Source organism: Alienimonas californiensis, from assembly GCF_007743815.1.
In the GTDB taxonomy this organism is placed as follows: domain Bacteria; phylum Planctomycetota; class Planctomycetia; order Planctomycetales; family Planctomycetaceae; genus Alienimonas; species Alienimonas californiensis.
The window spans coordinates 3110424-3130718 of the sequence record NZ_CP036265.1 but is presented as its reverse complement, the minus strand read 5'-3'; the positions used below and the strand labels follow the sequence as shown (position 1 = coordinate 3130718).

At 68.3% G+C, this 20295-nt stretch carries 12 protein-coding genes; 7 read left to right on the top strand and 5 right to left on the bottom strand.

Annotated features, from left to right (window positions below; genetic code table 11):
* Window positions 1-87: 87 nt before the first annotated feature.
* The 3 genes from CA12_RS12370 to CA12_RS22080 all read left to right on the top strand — a co-directional run bounded on the left by CA12_RS12370 (window position 88) and on the right by CA12_RS22080 (window position 3202).
* Window positions 88-1641, top strand: coding sequence for a hypothetical protein (locus CA12_RS12370; RefSeq protein WP_145359227.1), 1554 nt, complete (start codon window positions 88-90; stop codon window positions 1639-1641).
* 36 nt (window positions 1642-1677) lie between these two features.
* On the top strand, window positions 1678-2160 hold the full coding sequence (locus CA12_RS12365) for a hypothetical protein (RefSeq protein WP_145359226.1): 483 nt from the start codon (window positions 1678-1680) through the stop codon (window positions 2158-2160).
* Window positions 2161-3031: 871 nt separating this feature from the next.
* Entirely contained in the window at window positions 3032-3202 is a 171-nt protein-coding gene (locus tag CA12_RS22080; protein ID WP_165700718.1) for a hypothetical protein, read from the top strand.
* Between the two features lie 182 nt (window positions 3203-3384).
* Here the strand turns inward: CA12_RS22080 and CA12_RS12360 are convergent, their stop codons facing one another.
* The 3 genes from CA12_RS12360 to CA12_RS12350 form a co-directional block, all read right to left on the bottom strand.
* Entirely contained in the window at window positions 3385-5331 is a 1947-nt protein-coding gene (locus CA12_RS12360) for a TolC family protein (RefSeq protein ID WP_165700717.1), read from the bottom strand.
* 437 nt (window positions 5332-5768) lie between these two features.
* Window positions 5769-9245: an efflux RND transporter permease subunit gene (locus tag CA12_RS12355; RefSeq protein WP_145359225.1), complete on the bottom strand. Its 3477-nt coding sequence runs from the start codon at window positions 9243-9245 to the stop codon at window positions 5769-5771.
* A gap of 118 nt (window positions 9246-9363) precedes the next feature.
* Complete coding sequence (locus CA12_RS12350) at window positions 9364-10713, bottom strand: efflux RND transporter periplasmic adaptor subunit (protein ID WP_207621968.1); 1350 nt, start codon at window positions 10711-10713, stop codon at window positions 9364-9366.
* A gap of 420 nt (window positions 10714-11133) precedes the next feature.
* On the opposite strand from CA12_RS12350, the gene CA12_RS12345 reads away from it, so the two are divergent.
* Window positions 11134-12492: a two-component system sensor histidine kinase NtrB gene (locus tag CA12_RS12345; RefSeq protein ID WP_145359224.1), complete on the top strand. Its 1359-nt coding sequence runs from the start codon at window positions 11134-11136 to the stop codon at window positions 12490-12492.
* 13 nt (window positions 12493-12505) lie between these two features.
* Window positions 12506-13870, top strand: a complete 1365-nt coding sequence (locus CA12_RS12340) for a sigma-54-dependent transcriptional regulator (protein WP_145359223.1) — start codon at window positions 12506-12508, stop codon at window positions 13868-13870.
* Here the strand turns inward: CA12_RS12340 and CA12_RS12335 are convergent.
* Window positions 13821-14312, bottom strand: coding sequence for a hypothetical protein (locus tag CA12_RS12335; protein WP_145359222.1), 492 nt, complete (start codon window positions 14310-14312; stop codon window positions 13821-13823). The two genes, CA12_RS12340 and CA12_RS12335, sit on opposite strands and share 50 nt — an antisense overlap.
* A gap of 81 nt (window positions 14313-14393) precedes the next feature.
* Between CA12_RS12335 and CA12_RS12330 the strand changes: the two genes are divergently transcribed.
* Together CA12_RS12330 and CA12_RS12325 are read left to right on the top strand one after the other, a co-directional pair.
* Entirely contained in the window at window positions 14394-16061 is a 1668-nt protein-coding gene (locus CA12_RS12330; protein ID WP_145359221.1) for an efflux RND transporter periplasmic adaptor subunit, read from the top strand.
* Window positions 16058-19327, top strand: coding sequence for an efflux RND transporter permease subunit (locus CA12_RS12325; protein WP_145359220.1), 3270 nt, complete (start codon window positions 16058-16060; stop codon window positions 19325-19327). The genes CA12_RS12330 and CA12_RS12325 overlap by 4 nt, the downstream gene beginning before the upstream one ends.
* Window positions 19328-19583: 256 nt before the next feature.
* Here the strand turns inward: CA12_RS12325 and CA12_RS12320 are convergent, their stop codons facing one another.
* Complete coding sequence (locus CA12_RS12320) at window positions 19584-20207, bottom strand: endonuclease/exonuclease/phosphatase family protein (protein WP_145359219.1); 624 nt, start codon at window positions 20205-20207, stop codon at window positions 19584-19586.
* Between the last annotated feature and the right edge of the window lie 88 nt (window positions 20208-20295).

Below are 20295 nucleotides of genomic sequence, written 5' to 3'. Positions count from 1 at the left end.
GGCTGCGACGTCCACGACCGGCGGCGGGCTGATCCCCGTCGCCGGCCTTTTCCCTCACCAATCCATCCCCGCACACGAGAGGGCCGCATGCCCCCGATCATCCTGCCCCGGCGGACGCTGCACAGCTTCCGCACGGCGCTGAAGAAACACCTCGGGCTCAAAGCCCGCGACGACGGCCCGCCCGTCCGCATCGACGCCGGCGCCGACGGCGGAACCCGCCTCACGTCGATCGGCCCCGACGGTCGGGGCGTCAGCCTGCCCGTCCCCGGCGACCGCCCCCCGGGCGACCTCGTCCTGCCCTTCGACCTCCTGACCGAGGCCGGCGCCGCCCGGAGCGGCGACGTCTTCCTCGCCGAGGCCGACGGCGGCGACGCGGTCGTCGCCAGTTGGGACGAACGGGGCGTGCCCCGCAGCGCCCGCGGCACGGTCGAGAAGGCCGATCGCGACCGGGCGATCCAGTTCGACGTGCCGTCGGTGGAGGAGTTCCACGACCCCGGCCCCGGCTTCGCCGCGGCGCTGCGATCGGCATGTGCCGTGACCGACGCGGAGTCGACCCGCTACGCCCTAGGCTGCGTGCGGCTGGACCCGCACGCCGGCCGGATCGAGGCGACGGACAGTCATCACCTGCTGATCGCCCGCGGGTTCGCCTTCCCGTGGGAGGAGCCCGTCCTGCTGCCGGCCCCGCACGTACTCTCCACGGCTCCGCTGCGGGGCGAGGAGGCGCTGGTGGCGTTCGTCCCGAACGGGTCCAAGGTCGGCCTGATCGCCTTGCGGTGCGGCGACTGGACGGTCTGGTCGCTGGAGGCCCGCGACGCCCGGTTCCCCGACCTGGACCGGGTCGTGCCCGGCGGCGAGGGCACGGCCTGCGTCACGCTGTCTGCGGCCGACGCCGCCTTCCTCGCCGACCGGTTGGACCGCCTGCCGGGCGCCGGCGCCGATCGTCGCCCGATCACGCTGGAGATCCGCGACGGGGTCTTCCTGGTGCGTGCCGCCGAAGAAGGCGGCGCCCCGGTAGAGCTGGCGACGGCGTCCTCGGAAACCCGCGGGTCCGCGGTCTGCGTCGCCGACCGGCGGTTCGTCGCCCGGGCGTTGGCGAGCGGCTGCACGGAGTGGGCGCTCTGCGGGCCGGAGGAGCCGGTTCGCTGCGACGCCCCCGCCGGCGACGGCCAGCCCGGAACCACGGTGGTCTTCGCCACGCTGGCCGGGGATCCCGTGCCCGCGGACGGAGCCGTGCGGCTGACCGCCGACCTGCCCGCCGCTTCTGACCGGCGGACAACCCCTGACACCCCTGACGCGGCCCGCAACGACCGTGTCCCTCACCCCACCGCCCAGACGAGGACCACGCCCAATATGCCCCACAACCGCATCGCCAAGAGTGCCAACGGCCACTCCGTAAACGGCACCAACGGCCACACCATCAACGGCGCCAACGGCCACGCCGTCCGCGGCGAGGATGAACCCAACGCTGCGCCGGACCACGACGAACTGCTGGAACGGGTCTCCGCCCTCGGCAGCACGCTGTCGGACGCCGCGAGCGAAGCCCGCAGCCTCGCCACGGACCTGCGGAAGCTGAAACGCCGCAACCGCACCGTTACCAGTGCCCTCGCCGGGCTGAAGCGGCTCGGCTCGCTGGTCGCCTGACCGGTTCCTGTTTCGCGCAACACGAAGGAGAGGCAGATGCTGAAGTTGAACGCGGGCCTGTCCCGCAAGATCGGCCTGCCGAATTACGGCAGCCGCGGGGCGATGGTGAACGTGGAGATCGAACTGCCGGCCGACGTGCTGAAGGATTCCGACAAGTTGCGGCGGCAGGTCCGCGGCTGCTTCGAGACGCTGCGGGCCGCCGTCGACGAGGAGCTGGGCGTGACGCCCGGCGACCGCGGCGATCCGCAGGAGCAACGCTGGCGCCCGACCGCGGACGTACGGCGAAACGGCGGCGACAACGGCCACGTCCCCAACGCCGCCGGCTACGCCGCGAGTGACCGCGGCGGGCCGCCCGCCACGGAGAAGCAGGTCCGGGCGTTGCACGCGTTCGCCCGCCGGGCCGGCGTGGGACTCGCCGACGAGTTGAGGGATCGGTTCGGCGTCGTCACCGCCGACGTCCTCACCAGGCGGCAGGCGAGCGAGGCGATCGACCGGCTCAAGAGCCGAGTTGGAGACTGATCTGACCTATCGGAGAAGAACCCCGCCCCGCCCGGGGGACGGGCGGGGCGGGCCTTTTCCTTTTAGCCGCCGGGGGTTCGGGCCGCGGCGAGTTGGGCCCAGGGATCGCGGCGTGGCCGATTTCACATTTCACGGTCACAGAGAGAGTGACAGAGGGAGAGGGAGACCAAGCCCTTCTTAATCTTCTTAATTCAAAAATGGTGTGAAAGTGTGAAGAGGTCAGCTTCTGCCAATCGGGCTTGGAGGAACGGCTTCACACCGGTCTCACATGGGCGGGACCGTGGCGTCAAATCGTGAAGAACGACCGGCCGCGGCAGGCGGGCCGTGCCGGGGGACGCGTGACAGTAAAGCTGGTTACGCCAGGAAACTGCACCCGTCGGGGCGGCCGGATGCCGCCCCGCATGTTTATGGAAAGGCGGAAGCACGCTTCCTCGAGATCGGCGGGATTCTGCCGGTTGGGTCGCCGGTCGCCGCCGCGTCGGGATTCGCCTCTGCGTTCCGCCGTTCCACTGTTCCGGGCGAGGGAGAACACCCCCACGTGAGTTTCCTTCTCTTACTCTCTCCTCCTTCAAAAAAGACGGAACAGTGGAACAGAAGGGTGAAACCCGTTGCCGGACTTAAGGTTAGGGCGTTCCGGAGGCGGCCGACCTGGCGGAACAGGCCGGAACGGCGACCCGCGGCACTGCCGAATAGTGCCCCGCGGCGTTTCCGGACGGGCAGCGGCCGGTCGACTGGAGACTGGCGAACTCCTGCCGGTCGGCGGCCTCGCGTGCGTGCTGACGGTTCGGGGGCGGATTACCGGTCGGGCGCTGCAGGGCGACCGCCGGTTTGGCCCTGGCGACCCGGCTCGTCGTCCAACGGACGTGGAAGATTGCCCTGCACCGAGAAGCAGGTGCGGGCGTTGCACGCCTTCTCACGCCGAGCAGGGGTTGAACTGACGGAGGAACTCCGGCGACGGTTCGGCCTCACCACCGCGGAGGAGCTGTCGCGGCGGCAGGCGAGCGAAGCCATCGACGGGCTGAAGGAGCGGGCTGGAAACTGAGCAATCTGTCTCTCGTTGAACCCCGCCCCGCCCGGGCCCGGGCGGGGCGGCATTTCCTGTTTCACTCCCGGCGGGCCCTGTGAGCGGCGACCGACGCCGGCCTGCAACGGTTGAGGGAGGCGTCGGAGCCGCTCCGGGATCGGGAGGAAAACCTTCCTAAAACCGCTTGAGCCTGCCGTCGTTCAGAATCCGCCGCCGCCGAGGGCCTGGTAGGCGTTCACTACCGCGGTGAGCTGCTCCCGCTTCGTTTCGATCAGGAGCATGCGGGCCTCCATCAGCTCGCGCTGGGCCAGCAGGACCTCGACGTACTCCGCGCGGGCGTTCTGGAACAACTGGTTCGCGGTGTCCACCGACGCCTGCAAAGCTTCCAGCTGACGCTTCTTAACCTCAATGCTCTGGCGATAGTTCTCCACCTTCGACAGGTAGTTGACCACCTCCATATGGGCGGTGAGGACCGTCTGCTGGTACTCGTAGACGCTTTGCAGCTGCCGCGAGTTCGCGTTGCGATACTCCGCCTGGATCGCCCGCTTGTTGATCAACGGGGCGGCTAGGTCGAGCGCGGCGTTGTAAATCAGCGATTCCGGCGTCGAGAAGACGTACCGCGAGTTGAAGGCCTGCAGGCCCACGCCCGCCCGGAGTCCCAGCGACGGATAGAACCGCGCCCGGGCGACCTCCAGGTCCAGGCCGGCCGCCGCGATCTCGCGTTCGGCCTGGCGGATGTCGCCGCGGTTGCGGAGCAGTTCCGCCGGCAACCCGGCCCCCAGCGTCTCCAGGTTCAGGTCGAGGTAGTCCACCGACGTCCGCTCCACCGGCTGCGGATAGCGGCCCACGAGCAGGTTGATCCGGTTCTCGGCCTCGACGATGTCCTGCTGGAGAATCAGGATTTCGCTCTGGTTTTTCCGCACCTCGGCCTGGAAGCGCTGAACGGCCAGTTCGGTGCCGCGGCCCGCCTCCTTTTTCGCCTCGGCCGTCACGAGGCTCTGCTGTTGGATCTCAATTGTCTTCCGCAGCGTCTCCAAGCGGTTGTCCAGCGCCAGTAGTTCGTAGTAGTTCTCCGCGATTTCCGCGGCTAACCGGGTGACCACATAGGTCCTCCCCTCCTGGCTGGCCAGGAACCGCATCGCCGCGGCGTCCTGGGCGTTCCGCAACCGCCGCCAGATATCCAGCTCCCAGGATACGTTCGTAGCGACGAGGAAGTTCGGCAGCGGGTCCGGGAAGCCCCGGCCGGGCGCCGCCGTCAGTTCTTCCTCGACGGCGCCCTCGCGGGTGAACCGGCTCGCCTTTTCAAGCTCTGCCCCGGCGTCCAGGCTCACGAAGGGCCGATATTCGCCGCTTCGAGCGTAGGCCTCATTTCGCTCCATATTCACCTGTTCGGCCAGGATCCGCAGCTCCTGGTTGCCCGCCAGCGCCTGGTAGATCAGGTTGACCAGGTTCGGGTCGTTAAAGAAAGCGGTCAGCGGGATCTGTGCGGCGCCCGGACACGGACCGGCTCCGGGCGTTGCGTCTCCCCACATGCCGACCGTCCCCTCTGGGGGAACGGGCAGCGGCGCCGGAGCCGGCAGGCTCGACTGCGGCGCCCCGAGCGTCGGGACGCCGCCGGTCCCGTCATACCCGTACGTCGCCTCGTCGGGGTTGACCGGCGATTCACGGGGGTCGTCGGTCTCAGCCGTCTCCGGTTCGCCCTCGACGAGCGCGTTCGGTTCGTTCGGACCTTCGGCGTCCTGCATGGGAACCGGCGACGAAGCCTGGGAAAGGCTCATCAATTCAATCGGTCCCGGCCCGTCGAACACCGGCGTGGCGAACGAGTCGGCGTCGGTGAACGATGCATCATCAATCTCGGCCATGCGATCCGGCGCCGCGGACTCGTCCGCCTCTTCGCCAGTGGGGGCCGGCGGAACGTCGGCAGGGTCGGACTCCGTCCCCAGGAGGTCCGCGGCGGTGGGGATCCGCGGCATCAGTCCGTTGTTCAAATGAAAATGATGCGGCAGCGGCGGCCCCGCCATTGGACCCCGCTTCTCCGGGATGCCGCATCCCGGCGTCAGCAGCAGGGCGCCGAGGCAGAGGACGCCCAGGCGAACACGGGAGTGCGGCGCCTTCGCGAACGAAGATTCTAACGGGCGGCTGTTCATCGGAATCCGGGGGAGCGTGAAGGCTGCGGCGTGCGGCCGGAGCGTCCGTCGGGGTCGGTTCCTGCCGAGACGGCAGCGCCGGCAGAACGCCGGCAGGGCTTGCCGTCGATAGAACCAGCGTTTTCAGAGTCGGCGTTCTCCGCGGCGGTCGGACAGATCGTTCCTCCTGTGTTGAATCTACCGAAAAAACGTGGGCGGTCGCCCCGGTCGGGAAGGCTGTAACGCCACGGTGCGCTCCATCATGCTCCGCCCGCGACTCGTTCGGACGCCACGCAGCGTCCCCCTCCGGCTCGGGACCGATCTATAATCCCCCGAGTTCACGCCCGCCAAACCCTCCGTGGCCGACGGCGCGGCATGACATCGCATATCCCGCCGCCGCGGGGCCCGTCAGTGCGGCCGCCCCCGACAGGCAGTCCGATCGCTCCGCAAAGCGGGCGTTAAACAGCCGCCGCCGGTTCGGCGTCGTCCGGTTTGATCTCTTCCAGATCGCCCTCGATTAACTCGCTCAGCGGCCGGTCGTGTTCGTCCCGGATCAGGCTGCGGCCGTCCGCGAGCTTGCCGAACAAATAGTACAGTCCGGGGATCACGAGCACGCCGATCAGCGTGCCCATCAACATGCCGCCGACTGCGGTGGTGCCAATCGTACGGTTGCCGATCGCCCCGGGGCCGGTGGCGCGAACCAGCGGGATCAGGCCGGCGATAAACGCGAACGACGTCATGAGGATCGGTCGGAACCGCAGTCGCCCGCCCTCGACGGCAGCCTCCTTGAGGCTCAGGCCCTCCTGCCGGCGCTGGACGGCGAATTCGATAATCAGAATGGCGTTCTTGCCCAGCAGACCCACGAGCATTACCAGGCCGATCTGACAGTACACGTCGTTCGCCAATCCCATCTCCCGCAGGAACAGGAACGCCCCGAAGATCCCCACGGGCAGCGAGGCGATCACCGCGAGCGGGATCAGGAAGCTTTCGTACTGCCCGACCAGCACCAGATACACGAACACGACGACCACCCCAAAAATATAGGTCGCCGCGTCGCCGGCGTTCGCCTCGTCGTAGGCCAGGCCGCGCCAGTCGATGTCGAACCCCTGGGGCAGCGTTTCCGCGGCGACCTCCTGGATCGCCGCGATCGCCTCGCCGCTGCTGTACCCCGCGGCGGGCGCCCCCTGGATCGGAGCGGTGGGATATAGATTGTAGCGGCTAATCTCGTTCAGGCCCTGCTTCTTTTCGATCTTCATGAACGACGAGTACGGAACCATCTCCCCGCGGTCGTTCCGCACGAACATGTTCTCCAGGTCCTCGGGGTACCGGCGAAACTCCGGCGCGGCCTGCACATAGACCTTATAGAATTGCCCAAAGCGTACGAAGCCCTGCTCCCACGTGCTGCCGACGACGATCGACAGGTTGTCCATCGCGTCGCGGATCGACACGCCCTTCTGCATGGCGGCGTCGTTGTCGATGACGATTTCGTACTGCGGATAGTCGTCCGCGAGGAAGGTGAACAGGCCCTTCAATTCCTTCCGCTTCCCCAGCGCCTCCATAAACTCTTCCGTGACCTCCCCCAGCGCGGTGTAGTCGCTGCTGTTCGTCTGGTCGAGCAGGTTTACGGAAAACCCGCCCGCGGCCCCGAAGCCCGGCACGGCTGGCGGTTCGAAGAACTCCAGTTTGACGTTCGCGATCTCCGTGCCGCGTTCCTCCAGTTCTTCAATGATTTCCTTCGAGGTCAGTTCGCGATCAGCCCACGGCTTGAGGTTGATAATGCAGGTGCCTGCGTTGGACCCGCGACCCTCGGTGAGCACTTCGTAGCCGGCGATCGAGGAGACGGAGGTGATGGCGTCCATCTCCTCGCAGATCTCCTGCAACTCATGACACTTCGCGTTGGTATATTCGAGCGTCGACCCCGGCGGCGTCTGCACGATCCCGTAGATCATCCCCTGGTCCTCCAGCGGGATGAACCCGGTCGGAAGCGCCTCGTTGACGGCGAGAATGCCGTAACCAAAACCGCCGATCACGAGCATCGTCATCACGCGGCGGGTCACGATGCGTCGCAGGATTGCGGCGTACCCGCCGGTGATCATCTCCACCCCGCGGTCGAACGCGTGCAGGAAGATCCCCAGCGGGCCGCGCTTCTTCTCGGTCCCGCCGTATCCGGAGAACGTCGCCCGGAAGGAGAGCGCCGCCAGAACCGCGACGGCGCCGGCGATGATCCGCGTCGTCCGTTCGTTCAGGGGGATCTGTTCGGAGAGCACCTCGTGCACGATCTCGACGTGGAGCAGGAAATAGATCCCGGCGCCGACGGCGACGCCGAGCGACAGGCACAGCAGGCCGCGGAGGACCGCCGCCGCCCGGCCGAATCGGGCCAGCCCGCGGTTCAATCCGCCGACCAACCGGCCCTGCTCCTGGTGGGCGGAGTGCGGCTTGAGAATCATCGCGCACAGCACCGGCGTGAGCGACAGCGCCACCACGCCGGAGATGACGATGGACATCGCCATCGTGAGGGCGAACTGCCGATAAAAGACTCCGACCGGCCCGGTCATAAACGTCACCGGGATGAAGACGGCGGTCATCACGAGGGTGATGGCAACGATGGCGCCGCCGATTTCGTGTACGACCTCCCGCGTCGCCTGATACGGACCGAGGTGCGTGGCGGCCATCTTTTCATGCACCGCCTCTACGACCACGATCGCGTCGTCGACGACCACGCCGATCGCCAACACCAGGGCGAACAGGGTGATCAAGTTAATTGACATCCCGAACATCAGCATGAAGAAAAAGGTGCCGATCAACGAGACCGGCACCGCGAGCGTCGGGATCAGCGTGCTGCGAAAATCGCCGAGGAACAGGTACACCACCAGCGAAACGAGCACGAACGCTTCGAACAGCGTGTGCACGACCTTCTCGATCGAGGCGTCCAGAAAGTCGGAGACGTCGTAGGTGACGGCGTAGTCCATCCCCGGCGGGAACGACTTTTCTTTAATCTCCTCGACCTTCTCCTTCACCCGTTCGATCACCTCCGAGGCGTTGGAGCCGGGCGTCTGCTTCAAGACGATCGCCGCGGAGGGCAGGCCGTCGATGTCGGAATAGAGGTCGTAGAACGAAGAGCCCAGCGAGACGTCCGCGACGTCGCCCAGCCGCAGGATCTCGCCTTCCGAACTCGCCTTGAGGATGATCTCGTCGTACTGCTCCGGCGTTTTATAGCGGCCGACCCACGTCAGGACGTATTCGAGCGTTTGCGACGTCTCCCCCGTCGCCTGCCCCAGCCGACCGGGGGAGCCGATCATGCTCTGCTCGTCGAGGGCCTTCATCACGTCCTCGGCGCTCACGTTGTAAACGCGCATGCGGTCGAGGTCCAACTCCACCCGCATGGCGTACGAGCGGTTCCCCAGAATCATGGCGCTGCCGACGCCAGGAATCCGTTTAATCTCGTTGAGGACGTTGACCGTCGCGTAGTTGTAGAGGAAGTTCTGGTCGACGTTCGGGTCGTCGCTGTAGACGTTCAGATACATCAACATGCTGGGCATATTCTGCATCACGATAATACCTTCCCGGTCCACGATGGGGGGAAGGTTGTTGCGGACCATCTGCACCCGGTTGTTGACGTTCATCACCGCCACGTCCGGGTCGGTTCCCGGTTCGAAAACGATCTGAATCGTACCTTCGCCGGCACTGGTGGCGTCGCCCATCATGTACCGCATATTCGGCACGCCGTTGATGGACTGCTCCAACAGCACCAACGTCGAGTCGACGAGAATATCCGCGCTGGCGCCGGGGTAGGACACCGCGACCCGCACGCTCGGCGGCGCCACGGAGGGGAACTGCGAGATCGGCAACGCGGTGATCGCCAGGCCGCCCATGAACAGGATGAGCAGCGAGATGACGATGGCCAGGGCGGGCCGGTGCAGGAATTTGCCGAACATCAGATCAATTCAGGAGACGGCGCCGCGGAGGCGCGCGGCGGGATTCGCAACGAACGCCGGCGGATCTTCGGGGAGACGCCTCCCGCCGCAGCGCCGGCTTCGTCGAACGCGGGGGCGCTCACTCGGCGTGATACTTCAGGTTGGCGAGGACTTCGCTCGGGGGCCGGTATTCGTAGTCCACCCGATCGCCGTCGCGGACCTGCCGGATTCCCTCCAGCACGATCCGATCGCCGGCGTCGACCCCGGATTCAATCACGAAAAGGTCCTCAAACTCTTTCGAGACGGTAATGTCGCGCTGACGCACCACGCCGTCCTCCCCGACGACGTACACGTACCGCTTCGCCAGAATCTCGTAGGTCGCCCGCTGCGGAATCACGATCGCGTTCTTCAAGTCGCGGTGGATCAAAATGGTGCCGGTCTGGCCGTTCCGCAGCAGACCGCGGGGGTTCGGGAAGTCCGCCCGGAAGGCGATATTGCCCGTCTCGTTATTGAAGTCCGCTTCGATCGCGCCGATCACGCCCGGCTGCGGAAACGTCTGCCCGTTCGCCAGCACCAATTCGACCCGTAACGCCGGCCCATAGGCGTCGTCGTCGTCCCCGTCGTCGTCCCCGTCGTCGTCCCCGTCGTCCCCGTCGTCCCCGTCGTCGTCGTCGTCGTCCCCGTCGTCGTCGTCGTCCGACGGCTCGTCAGCGGCCGCGTCGAGTTCGCTTTTGTATTCGAGGTAACGGGCCTCCGGGACGTTGAAGTACGCCCACATGACGCTGTTGTCGGACAGCGTCGTCAGGACGTCGCCTTCCTCCAGCAGGCTGCCTTCCTGGGCGAGCTGGCGGTCGACGATGCCGGCGAACGGGGCTTTCAGGTTGGCGAAGTCCAGCTCGGCCCGGGCCAGTCGCACCTTGGCCTCCGCCTTCGCAAGCTTGGCCTGGACCATCTTTAACTCCTGCGGCGAGACGATGTTCTGCTCCACCAACTTCTTGGTGTTGTCGTACTCGACCTGCGCTACCTGGGCCTCGGCGACGTCCGAATCCAGCCGAGCCTTATAGAGCGTCGGGAGGATCTCAAAGAGCGTCTGCCCCCGAACGACAGCCTGCCCCTCGTCAATCTTGATGGCCTCGAGATATCCGCCCTCCAGAGCCCGGACCTCGATGTGCCGCCGCGAGTGAATCTGGCAGACGTACTGCTGGGTGCTGACGACGTCTTTGACGACCGGGCTGGTCACCAGGATCTTATGAACCGGGTGACCGTGCCCCCCGCCGCCGTGCCCCTCTACGCCGCCGTGGCCCCCGTGTTCGCCGCCGTGGCCCCCGTGTTCGCCGCCGTGGCCCCCGTGTTCGCCGTGCGCCTGCTGCTCTCCCCCGTGGGCCACGTCCTCGCCCGTCAGGTCGCCGGCCCATTCTCCGGCTTGCTCGCATCCGGCAAGCGTCAGCACGAGCGACGTGAGCGCAATCGAGAAGGCGATACGATTCATGAAGAACATCTTGCGGGGCGGCCTCGAGACGGCCCCCCGAGGCGTGGGGATCGCTTAGAACATCGGGCGAACGGCTGATCTGCAACTCGCGGGCCGAAGCACCGCGAAGCTCCTTGTTGTCGCCACGGAGGCGCGGCCCCCGCCTGACCTGTCGGGCGTGAGGCGTCGGGGCGAACTTCTTGCTGGGGGCCCTTAAGGCGCTGCCTAGGTTGAGCGCAGCATCCCCCGCGATGATGATCCCGCGCCGGCGCCGTCGTGCGAACACCTCAGGGGGGCGCCTCTTCGGACGTCGACGCACGCCGGAGGGCGCCGCGGACGACGGGTTGCCCCGACCCCTGTCCGCCTGCAGCGTCTTGCAGGCCCTCTGCAAAGACTTGCAGAACCTCCCGCGACGCGTGACCGCTAAGCCTCTCCCGTCGCATGTTTCATCAGCATCCGCCGCCGGCCAGCCGCGGCACCCAGTGGGCCGTCGCCGGACTGGCTCTGCTGAGCCTCACCGCGCTGCTGGTCACATTGGGTATCCTGTCCGACGTCGGTCGCGAGCAGGAGATCGTCAAAGAACTCGCCTCGCACCTGCCGGCGGACGATCTGCCCGAAGCCGCGGAGTTAGCAGGGGACCTGCGCCTGCAATGGCGCCTGTCGGCGCTGCTGATTCTGAATATCGTCGCCTCGGCGGTAGCGCTCGCGCTGCTCGTGCGGGCCTATCTCAGCAGCGAACGCTCGCTGCGCAACGTTCGCGTGCTGGCCGCGGATATCCTCGCCAGCATCGATCAGGGGATTATCACCACGGATCGCGACGGCGTGATTCTCAGCATCAACCCGCACGGCCGGGAACTGCTGGACCTGCGCGAGATCGGCCCCGGCGACGCCCTGGACGAGCTACCGCCGCAGCACGCCCCGCTGCGGGAACTCTGCCGCGAAGCGATCGCCGAGCCGGGGCCGCTGCACGACCGCGACTACGCCGTCGAACGCGACGGGCACCTCCGCCACCTGCGGGCCGACGGCAGCCCGTTGCGGGATCACGAAGGCCGGCGTCTCGGCTCGGTCGTGCACCTCCGCGACGTGACCGAGAACCACCTGATGGGACAGCGGCTGCGGCGGATGGAGCGCTACATGGGCCTCGGCTCGCTCGCCGCCGGCCTGCAGCACGAGATCAAGAACCCGCTGAGCGCCCTCTCGCTGCACGTTCAACTCCTGGACGAGGCGCTCCGCGAGGACGGGTCGACGCCCGAGGTGCGGGAAATGCTGGACGTCCTCAACGCGGAGACGCGACGCATCACCGGCGTGTTGGAGGGATTCCGGGACTTCGCCTCCGTCGCCACACTGGAGCTGACGGAGGTCGACGGGGCGGAGCTGGTGGACAAGCTCGTCCGCCTGATCGAGCCGCAGGCGACGCGGGACGGCGTGCGGATCGAACGAGAGTATGCGCGGGACGGCTCGGCCCGCCTCGTCGCCGACCCCGGCCGCATCGAGCAGGTGCTGCTCAACCTGATTCTCAACGCGTTCGCCGCGATGCCGGGGGGCGGACGGCTCACGCTGCGTCTGGAGCCGACGGCGGACTCCGTGGATTTCGAGGTCGCCGACACCGGCGGCGGCATCCCCGAAAAGTTCCGCGATCAAATCTTCGACCCGTACTTCACCACCCGCAGCGCCGGCACCGGCATGGGACTTGCCCTCAGCGAAAAGATCGTCCGCCAGCACCACGGGTCCCTCGATTTCCGAACCGGCCCCGGCGGGACAACCTTCACGGTCTCGCTGCCCCGGAGCGGCCCCTCATGAGCGACGCCAGACGATGAGCGACGACGAATTCGGCATCCTGATCGTCGACGACGAACCCAACATTCGGGCCGGGCTGGAGAAGGGCCTGATCCACGAGGCGGATCGCATCGCCACCGCGGCCGACGCTGAGGAGGCCCTTGCCAAGTTCCGCGCCGATCCGCCCGAACTGGTGATCGCGGACGTACGCCTGCCCAGTCCCATGAACGGGCTGGAACTCATCGAGCAGATGCTCCGCAGCCGCCCGCAGACCACGGCGATCGTGATCACCGCCCATGGCGCCGTGGAGACCGCCGTCGAGGCGATGCGGGCGGGGGCGTTCGACTTCGTCACCAAGCCGCTCGACCTGGCCCTCCTGCGGCAGCAGGTCCGCAAGGCCCGGGAGCGTCATCGGCTGCGGCGGGAAAACAGCGAATTGCGGCGTCGCCTCGCCGACGCCGGCGAGATCTCCGGCATCATCGGCGAGTGTGCGGCGATGCGCGACGTGCTGCGTCAGATCCGGCAGATCGCCGCGACCGACGCCACCGTCCTCATCCAGGGCGAAAGCGGCACGGGCAAGGAACTCGTCGCCCGGGCCCTGCACGACCTCAGCGACCGCAGCGAAAAGCCGTTCGTCGCCGTGAACCTCGGGGCTCTGCCCGAGACCCTGTTGGAAAGCGAATTATTCGGGCATGAGAAAGGCTCGTTCACCGGGGCGTCCCGGCGGAAGCCGGGCTGCTTTGAACGGGCCGGCGCCGGCTCGCTGTTCCTCGACGAGATCACGGAAATCCCGGCGAAATGCCAGATCGACCTGCTGCGCGTACTAGAAACGGGTCAATACACCCGCGTCGGCGGCGAGGAGACGCTACACGCCGACGTGCGGCTGATCTCCGCAACGAATAAATCCGCCCAGGCAGAGATTGAACGCGGCGCCTTCCGCGAGGATCTTTATTATCGATTGAACGTCGTACCGATCGAAATCCCGCCCCTGCGTCGGCGGCAGGGAGACGTGCCGCTGTTGGTGGAGTATTTCCTCGCCCACTTCTGCCAGCGCCACAATCGGGCGCCGAAGGTCGTCGCGGCCGACGCGATGCATCGGTTGGCCTCCGCCCGCTGGCCGGGCAACGTGCGTCAGTTGCGGAACGTCGTCGAGCGGCTGGTGATTACGGTCCCTGACGACGTGATCCACGCCGACGACGTGCCGGAGGAACTCGCACCTTCCACAGCGCCCCCCGGCGCTCCCGCCCCGGCGACGCTCGCCGAGGCGGTGGAGGAGGCCGAGAAGACCGCCGTGCGGGCGGCTCTGGCCGCGTCAGGCGATCATCGGGAACGCGCCGCGAACCTGCTCGGCGTCAGCGTCCGCACGCTGCATTACAAGATGAGCCGCTACGGGTTGCATTGAGCCCGTCCGAGCGGTCAGCCCCGCCGACGTACGGCGCGTCGATCGCCCCCGCGCCCGGGCACGGGAACACGCCGTCGCCGGGGGTGTCGTCGTCGGTGCTGCCTATCTCGTGGGTGAGGCTCCCTAGCCGCAGGCCGTCCACCAGCCCCCGCGTCAGCAGGGCGTAGGTGTCGTTGTAGCCGTCGGTCCGGGCGTCGGGGAGGTCGAGGCCGCTCTTGCCGGCGTCGGTCTCACCGACGTTGATGTCCCCGCCGACCACGGCCCTGAACGCGGGAGTGGAGCGATGAATACCACCGGCGGCTCGAGGGAAGACTGCCCCGCGGGAGCGCGCCGTCCGCTGAAGATCACGCCTCCGAAACGGGCGTTCTCGCAAAAGCGCGGCGGATGGGCGGAGTCGGCCCATCCGCCGCCGGGCTTGAACTCTGAGCAGCAGCAGTACCATGCAACTGCCTGTTGGAACGGGAGTCGCTCGCGCCCCCCCGATCTGACGTGGTTCGCCCTCCTGCCGTCCTGCCGGTCCCGCATGCTCCCGCCATGGTCCGTCCGTCCGTCAGGGCGTTTTCGTCCGCTCGGGGGTCTGCCCCGGGGTAGGCTGCTGGGTCCGTCGGGGGTCTGCGTCCTCGTCAGCTTCGTCGTCGCGGGCTGCCAAGAGAAGGCTGTCCCGCAGGCTCCCCCGCCGCCGGAGGTCGTCGTCGCGGAGCCGCTGGTCCGGCAGGTCGTGGAGTGGGACGACTACACTGCCCGCCTGCGGGCGCTGGACACAGTCGAGATCCGCCCCCGGGTCGGCGGCTATCTGCAGGAGATCCACTTCACCGACGGCGCGGCGGTCGAGAAAGACGCGCTGCTGTTCACGATCGACCCCCGTCCGTTCGAGGCGGCCCTCGCGGAGGCCCGGGGGCGGCTCGCCGGGGCGCGAGCCTCGCTGCAGGAAGCGGAGGCGATGAAGACTTCGGCCGTCGCGGCCAATGTGCAGGCGGAATCGGAGCTCGAGTTGCGGGAGTCGCAGTTGTCCCGCATGAACATGCTGGTCGATCGCGGGGTGGAGACGCAGGAGAGCTACGACATCGGGGCCTCCGAGCGGAAGCAGGCCGCCGCGACCGTCGCCGCCGCCCGCGCCCAGATCAAGCGGGCCGACGCCGCCCTCGAAACCGCCAAGGCCGACATCGCCGCCGCCGAGGCCGCCGAACGGGCCGCCGAACTGACCCTTTCCTTCACGGAGGTCCGCAGCCCGATCGCCGGTCGCACGTCGCGTCACCTGGTGGACGCGGGGAACCTCGTGGCGGGCGAAGGCGGCGACGCGACGCTGCTGACGACCGTCGTCTCGCAGGACCCGGTCCACGCGTTCGTCAGCGCCCCGGAACGGGCTTTCCTGAAGTACGCCCGGCAGTCGGCGCGCGGGGAGCGGCCCAGCAGTCGGGACGTGCAGAACCCCGCGGTGCTGCAACTGGCCGACGAAGAAGGGTACCCGCACGTCGGGGCGATCGACTTCGTGGACAACACGTTAGACGCCGGCACCGACACCATGACCGGCCGCCTCCGCTTCCCGAACCCGGACGGCCTGCTGACGCCGGGACTGTTCGCCAAGGTGAAGATCCTCGGCAGCGGGCTGTACGACGCGACGCTCGTGCCGGACTCCGCCGTCGCCCTGCGGCAGACCGGGACGACGGTGCTGGTTGTCGTCCCGCGTTCCGAATCGGACGCCGCCGCGGGCGGGACCGCGGACGCCGGGGCAGATCTGGCCGGCGACGGACCGCCCGCGGACGGCGACGGGGACGGCACTGGTTCCGGGGGCGGGGGGTTTACCGTCGAGCCGCGTGCCGTGACGCTCGGCCCGCTGATCGGCGGGTTGCGTGTCGTGCGGGAGGGACTGTCGAGCGCCGATCGGGTGGTCGTTCGCGGCCTGCAAAAGGCGCGGCCCGGCGAGCCGGTGCGTCTGACGGACGGGGAGATCGAGATCGACGAAGCGGCGTTCGAGCGGGACGCCCGCCTCGACCTCGCCCGAGCCGTCCGGGCCCGGCGAAACGCCCAGGGTCAGTACGAACTGCCGACCGCGGGCGCCGCCGAGGCGCCGGGGCCGGTCGCCCCCCAGCCGGTCGCCCCCCAGACGGTCGAGCCCCAGACGGTCGAGCCCCAGACGGTCGAGCCGGCAGTGTTCGGTTCGGCGGCGAGCGGGCCGGGGGCGGCGGGATGACCGTCTCGAACTTCTTCATCGACCGCCCGATCTTCGCCGGCGTGCTGTCCGTGGTGATCCTCGTCGGCGGGGGAATTGCGTACACGTCGCTGCCGGTCGCCCAGTATCCGGAGGTCGCCCCGCCGACGGTCGTGGTGCGGGCGACCTTCCCCGGGGCGACCCCGGAGGTGATCGCGGACACGGTCGCCACGCCGCTCGAACAGGAGGTGAACGGGGTCGAGGGGATGCTGTACATGGAGAGCCAGTCGGCCAACGACGGCTCGATGACGCTGACCGTGACCTTCGCCCTCGGTACAGACCTCGACACCGCCCAGGTGCAGGTCCAGAACCGCGTGGGGGCGGCGGAGCCAGGGTTGCCGGACGTCGTCCGTCGCATCGGCGTCGTCACCACCAAGGAGAGCCCGAACCTGCTGCTGGTCGTCCACCTGCTCTCGCCGGACGGTTCGCTTGAGCAGCTGGACATCGCGAATTACGCCCTCCAGAACATTCGTGACCGACTCAGCCGGATCGAAGGCGTCGGCAACGTGCGGATCTTCGGGGCGGGCGACTACTCGATGCGGATCTGGCTGGACGGGGACAAACTCGCCGCCCTGTCGATGACCGCCGGGGACGTGGTGGCGGCGCTGCGGGAGCAGAACGTGCAGGTCGCCGCCGGCGTGATCGGGCAGGAGCCGACGGAGGGCGCCGGGGCGTTCCAGATTCCCGTCACCACCCTCGGCCGGTTAACCACGGAGGAGGAGTTCGGGGCGGTGGTCGTCCGCGGCGGGGAGGGCAACCGACTGGTCCGCGTGCGGGACGTCGCCCGCGTGGAGCTGGGGGCGAAGGACTACTCCGTCGCCAGCTACCTCAACGACGACCCGGCCGTCGCCCTGCTGATCAACCAGCGGCCGGGCTCCAACGCCCTGCAGACGGCCGCGGAGGTTCGCGAGGCGATGGACGAGATGGCCGACTCGCTGCCGTTCCCCCCGGGGTTGGAGCACCGGATCGTCTACGACCCGACGAAGTACTTCATCGAACAGAGCATCGACGAGGTGTTCGTCACGCTGTATCAGGCGGTCGGGCTCGTGGTACTGGTCGTGTTCCTGTTCTTGGGCAGTTGGCGGGCGACGATCATCCCCGCGGCGGCGATCCCGGTGGCGCTGGTCGGCACGTTCGGGGCGATGCTGGCGCTGGGGTTCAGCCTGAACAGCCTGAGCCTGTTCGGGCTGGTGCTGGCGATCGGCATCGTGGTGGACGACGCGATCGTGGTCGTGGAGAACGTGGAGCGCAAGCTCTCGGAGGGCCTCTCGCCGCGGGACGCCACTCGGGCCACGATGGCGGAGGTCGGCTCGGCGTTGATCGCCACTACGCTCGTGCTGATCGCGGTCTTCGTGCCGACGGCGTTCCTCGGCGGGATCAGCGGGCAGTTCTACCGCCAGTTCGCCCTCACCATCGCCTTCAGCACGGCGGTCAGCACGTTCGTCTCGCTGACCCTCAGCCCCGCGCTGTCGACGCTCTTGCTGCGGAAGCGGGGCGAACACCACGGCTGGCTGGACCGGACCTTCGAATTCCTGCTCGGCTGGCTGTTCCGGCTGTTCGACCGGGCGCTGGCCGCCGTCACAGGGGCCTACGCGGCGTCGGTGAAGCAGGCGATCCGCCTCAGCGGGCTCACGCTGGGCGTTTACGCGGTCCTGCTGGGGCTGACTTATTACTCGTTCGCCACGATCCCCACCGGTTTCATCCCGGCGCAGGACCAAGGGTACCTCATCCTCGCGGTCCAGCTGCCGGACGGGGCGAGCCTGGACCGCACCGAGGCGGTGACGAAGGCCGCGGTGCGGGCGGCCCGGGAGGTCGAGGGCGTGACCGGCGTGGTGAGCTTCGCCGGCTTCAGCGGGGCGACGCGGGTGAACGCCAGTAACTCCGCGGCGATGTTCCCCGTGCTCGCCCCGTTCGAGGAGCGGGCGGAGGCCGGCCTGACGTTCGACGAAATCGTCAGCGAGATGCGGGCGAGGATGGCGGCGATCCCCGACGCCGGCATCGTCGTGATCCCCCCGCCGCCGGTCCGCGGGTTAGGCAACGGCGGCGGCTACAAGTACCAGATCCAGGCCCGTGACGGGGAGATCACGCCCGCGGAGCTGGAGGCGGCGGTCGGACGGATCGTCGCCGCCGCAAACGCCGACCCGGACCTCGCGCAGGTCTTCAGCACCTACCGGGCCAGCACGCCGCAGTACTACGTCGACCTCGACCGGGAGCGGGCCCGGATCCTCGGCGTGGCGGTCGGCGACGTGTTCGAAACGATGCAGGTCTACCTCGGCAGCCTGTTCGTCAACGACTTCAATCTCGGCGGCCGCACCTACCAGGTGAACGTGCAGTCGGAGGAGGAGTTCCGCGACGAACCGGGAGACATCGCCCGGCTGCGGACTCGCAACGCCGCCGGCGACCCTGTGCCGCTGGGCTCGCTGGCGGACGTCGAGCTCCGCAGCGGGCCGGACCGCGTGGTGCGGTACAACCTCTACCCGGCCGCGGACCTCAACGGCGACACCGCCCCCGGCGTCTCCAGCGGGCAGGCGCTTCAGGAAGTGGAGCGGATCGCCCGCGACATGCTTCCGCCGGGCTTCAGCTACGAGGCGACGGACATCGCCTACCAGCAGAAACAGGTCACGACGTTCCAACAGATCGCCGTGTTCTGCGCCTGCGTGCTGTTCGTCTACCTCGCCCTGGCGGCTCAGTTCGAAAGCCTCATCCTCCCGCTGGCGATCGTGCTGATCGTCCCGATGAGCCTGCTGGCGGCGCTCGGCGGCGTCTGGTTCCGCGGGCTGGACAACAACATCCTCACGCAGATCGGGCTGGTGGTGCTCGTCGGGCTGGCCTGCAAGAACGCGATCCTCATCGTCGAGTTCGCCGCTCAACTGGAGGAACAGGGGAGGAATCGAGTGGAGGGGGCGATCGAAGCCTGTCGCCTGCGGTTCCGGGCGATCCTGATGACCGCCTTCAGTTTCGTCCTGGGCGTTCTGCCGCTCGTGCTCGCCACCGGCGCGGGGGCCGAAATGCGGGTCGCGCTGGGCACCGCGGTCTTCGCCGGCATGGTCGGCGTGACGCTGTTCGGGCTGGTCCTCACGCCGGTCTTCTACACAACCCTTCGTAAACTCGGCGGCGGTCCGCGCGGCACGCACGACGAACTCGTCGTCGCCGAGCCCGCCCCCGACGCGTTCCCCCCCGAAGATCGCTCCGCGATCCCCGGCCCGCGCCTGCAAGGCCCGCCGCGCCCGGTGCCTTCCGGGGCCTGACGATCCCCCCCGTTCTTCCCGACCGCGAGACCGGGTCGGTGTGGGTTCGCGGAGCGGAGGCGTTCTGAGGGGCGGCCGGCGTGACGGGGGATGGCAAAGCGACCGCCCCGGCGGACGCAGGAACCGGTGCCGGGGCCGCCGAGCCGGGAACGGCGTCAGGCGAGCAGCCAACGGCGAGCGGGAGGAAGGCGAGCGGGACCGAACGACGGAGGTTTATGCCGGGACCGCGATCGGCTCGGCCCCACCACGCGACGCTTCACGAGACGCTCGTAGCCGGAAGTCGCCGGCAGCGTCGCCCTTGGATCGGCCCCCGCGGCGGGCTATTTGAGGGTGTTGCCGAGAATGTGCCGTAGGCCGCTTTTAGCCTCCCTCCGCAGCATGAAGGGGCATTGTCCAACAGGTCGGCCGCCAGCCGCTCGGCGACGTGCCGGGCCATCGCCGCGGCGACCAGCTCCCGCTTGCGGGCGTCGTCGCGGTCCGGGTCGCCCGATCGGCCGGAGGACGACTTCAGGTGCGTCACGGCCACCACGAGGCCCGAGGCGGGCACGTCCGCGGCGAGGAACCCGCGGCCCACCCCCATGTCGGCGATCCCGTCCATGTCCACCCGTTCCAGTTTCCGCTCCGGCGGGTAGCCGGGCCGGCTGTTGCCGTCGGTGCCGCGGTCGAACTCCACGGCGTCCGTCAGCGGGTAACGGGAGAGGATCGCCACCTCCAAGCTGCTGTACTGTGACTCGTCATTTGGGTTGAAGTCGCTGACGACGACGTGCTCCGGGCCCGTCAGCTGGCCCGTCTCGCCGCGGCACAGGCGCCGTCCGGCGGAGCCGTTCGGGGGGACGACGGCCGTACTGCTTACCGTTTTGCTCCAGGGGTCAGCGCCCACCACCGACTGACGGGCGGCACTGGGCCGAGGCCATCGCAGCCCTACGAGGACAGGCCAGGTTGTGCTTGCCGGGGCGTCAGTCGGCGAA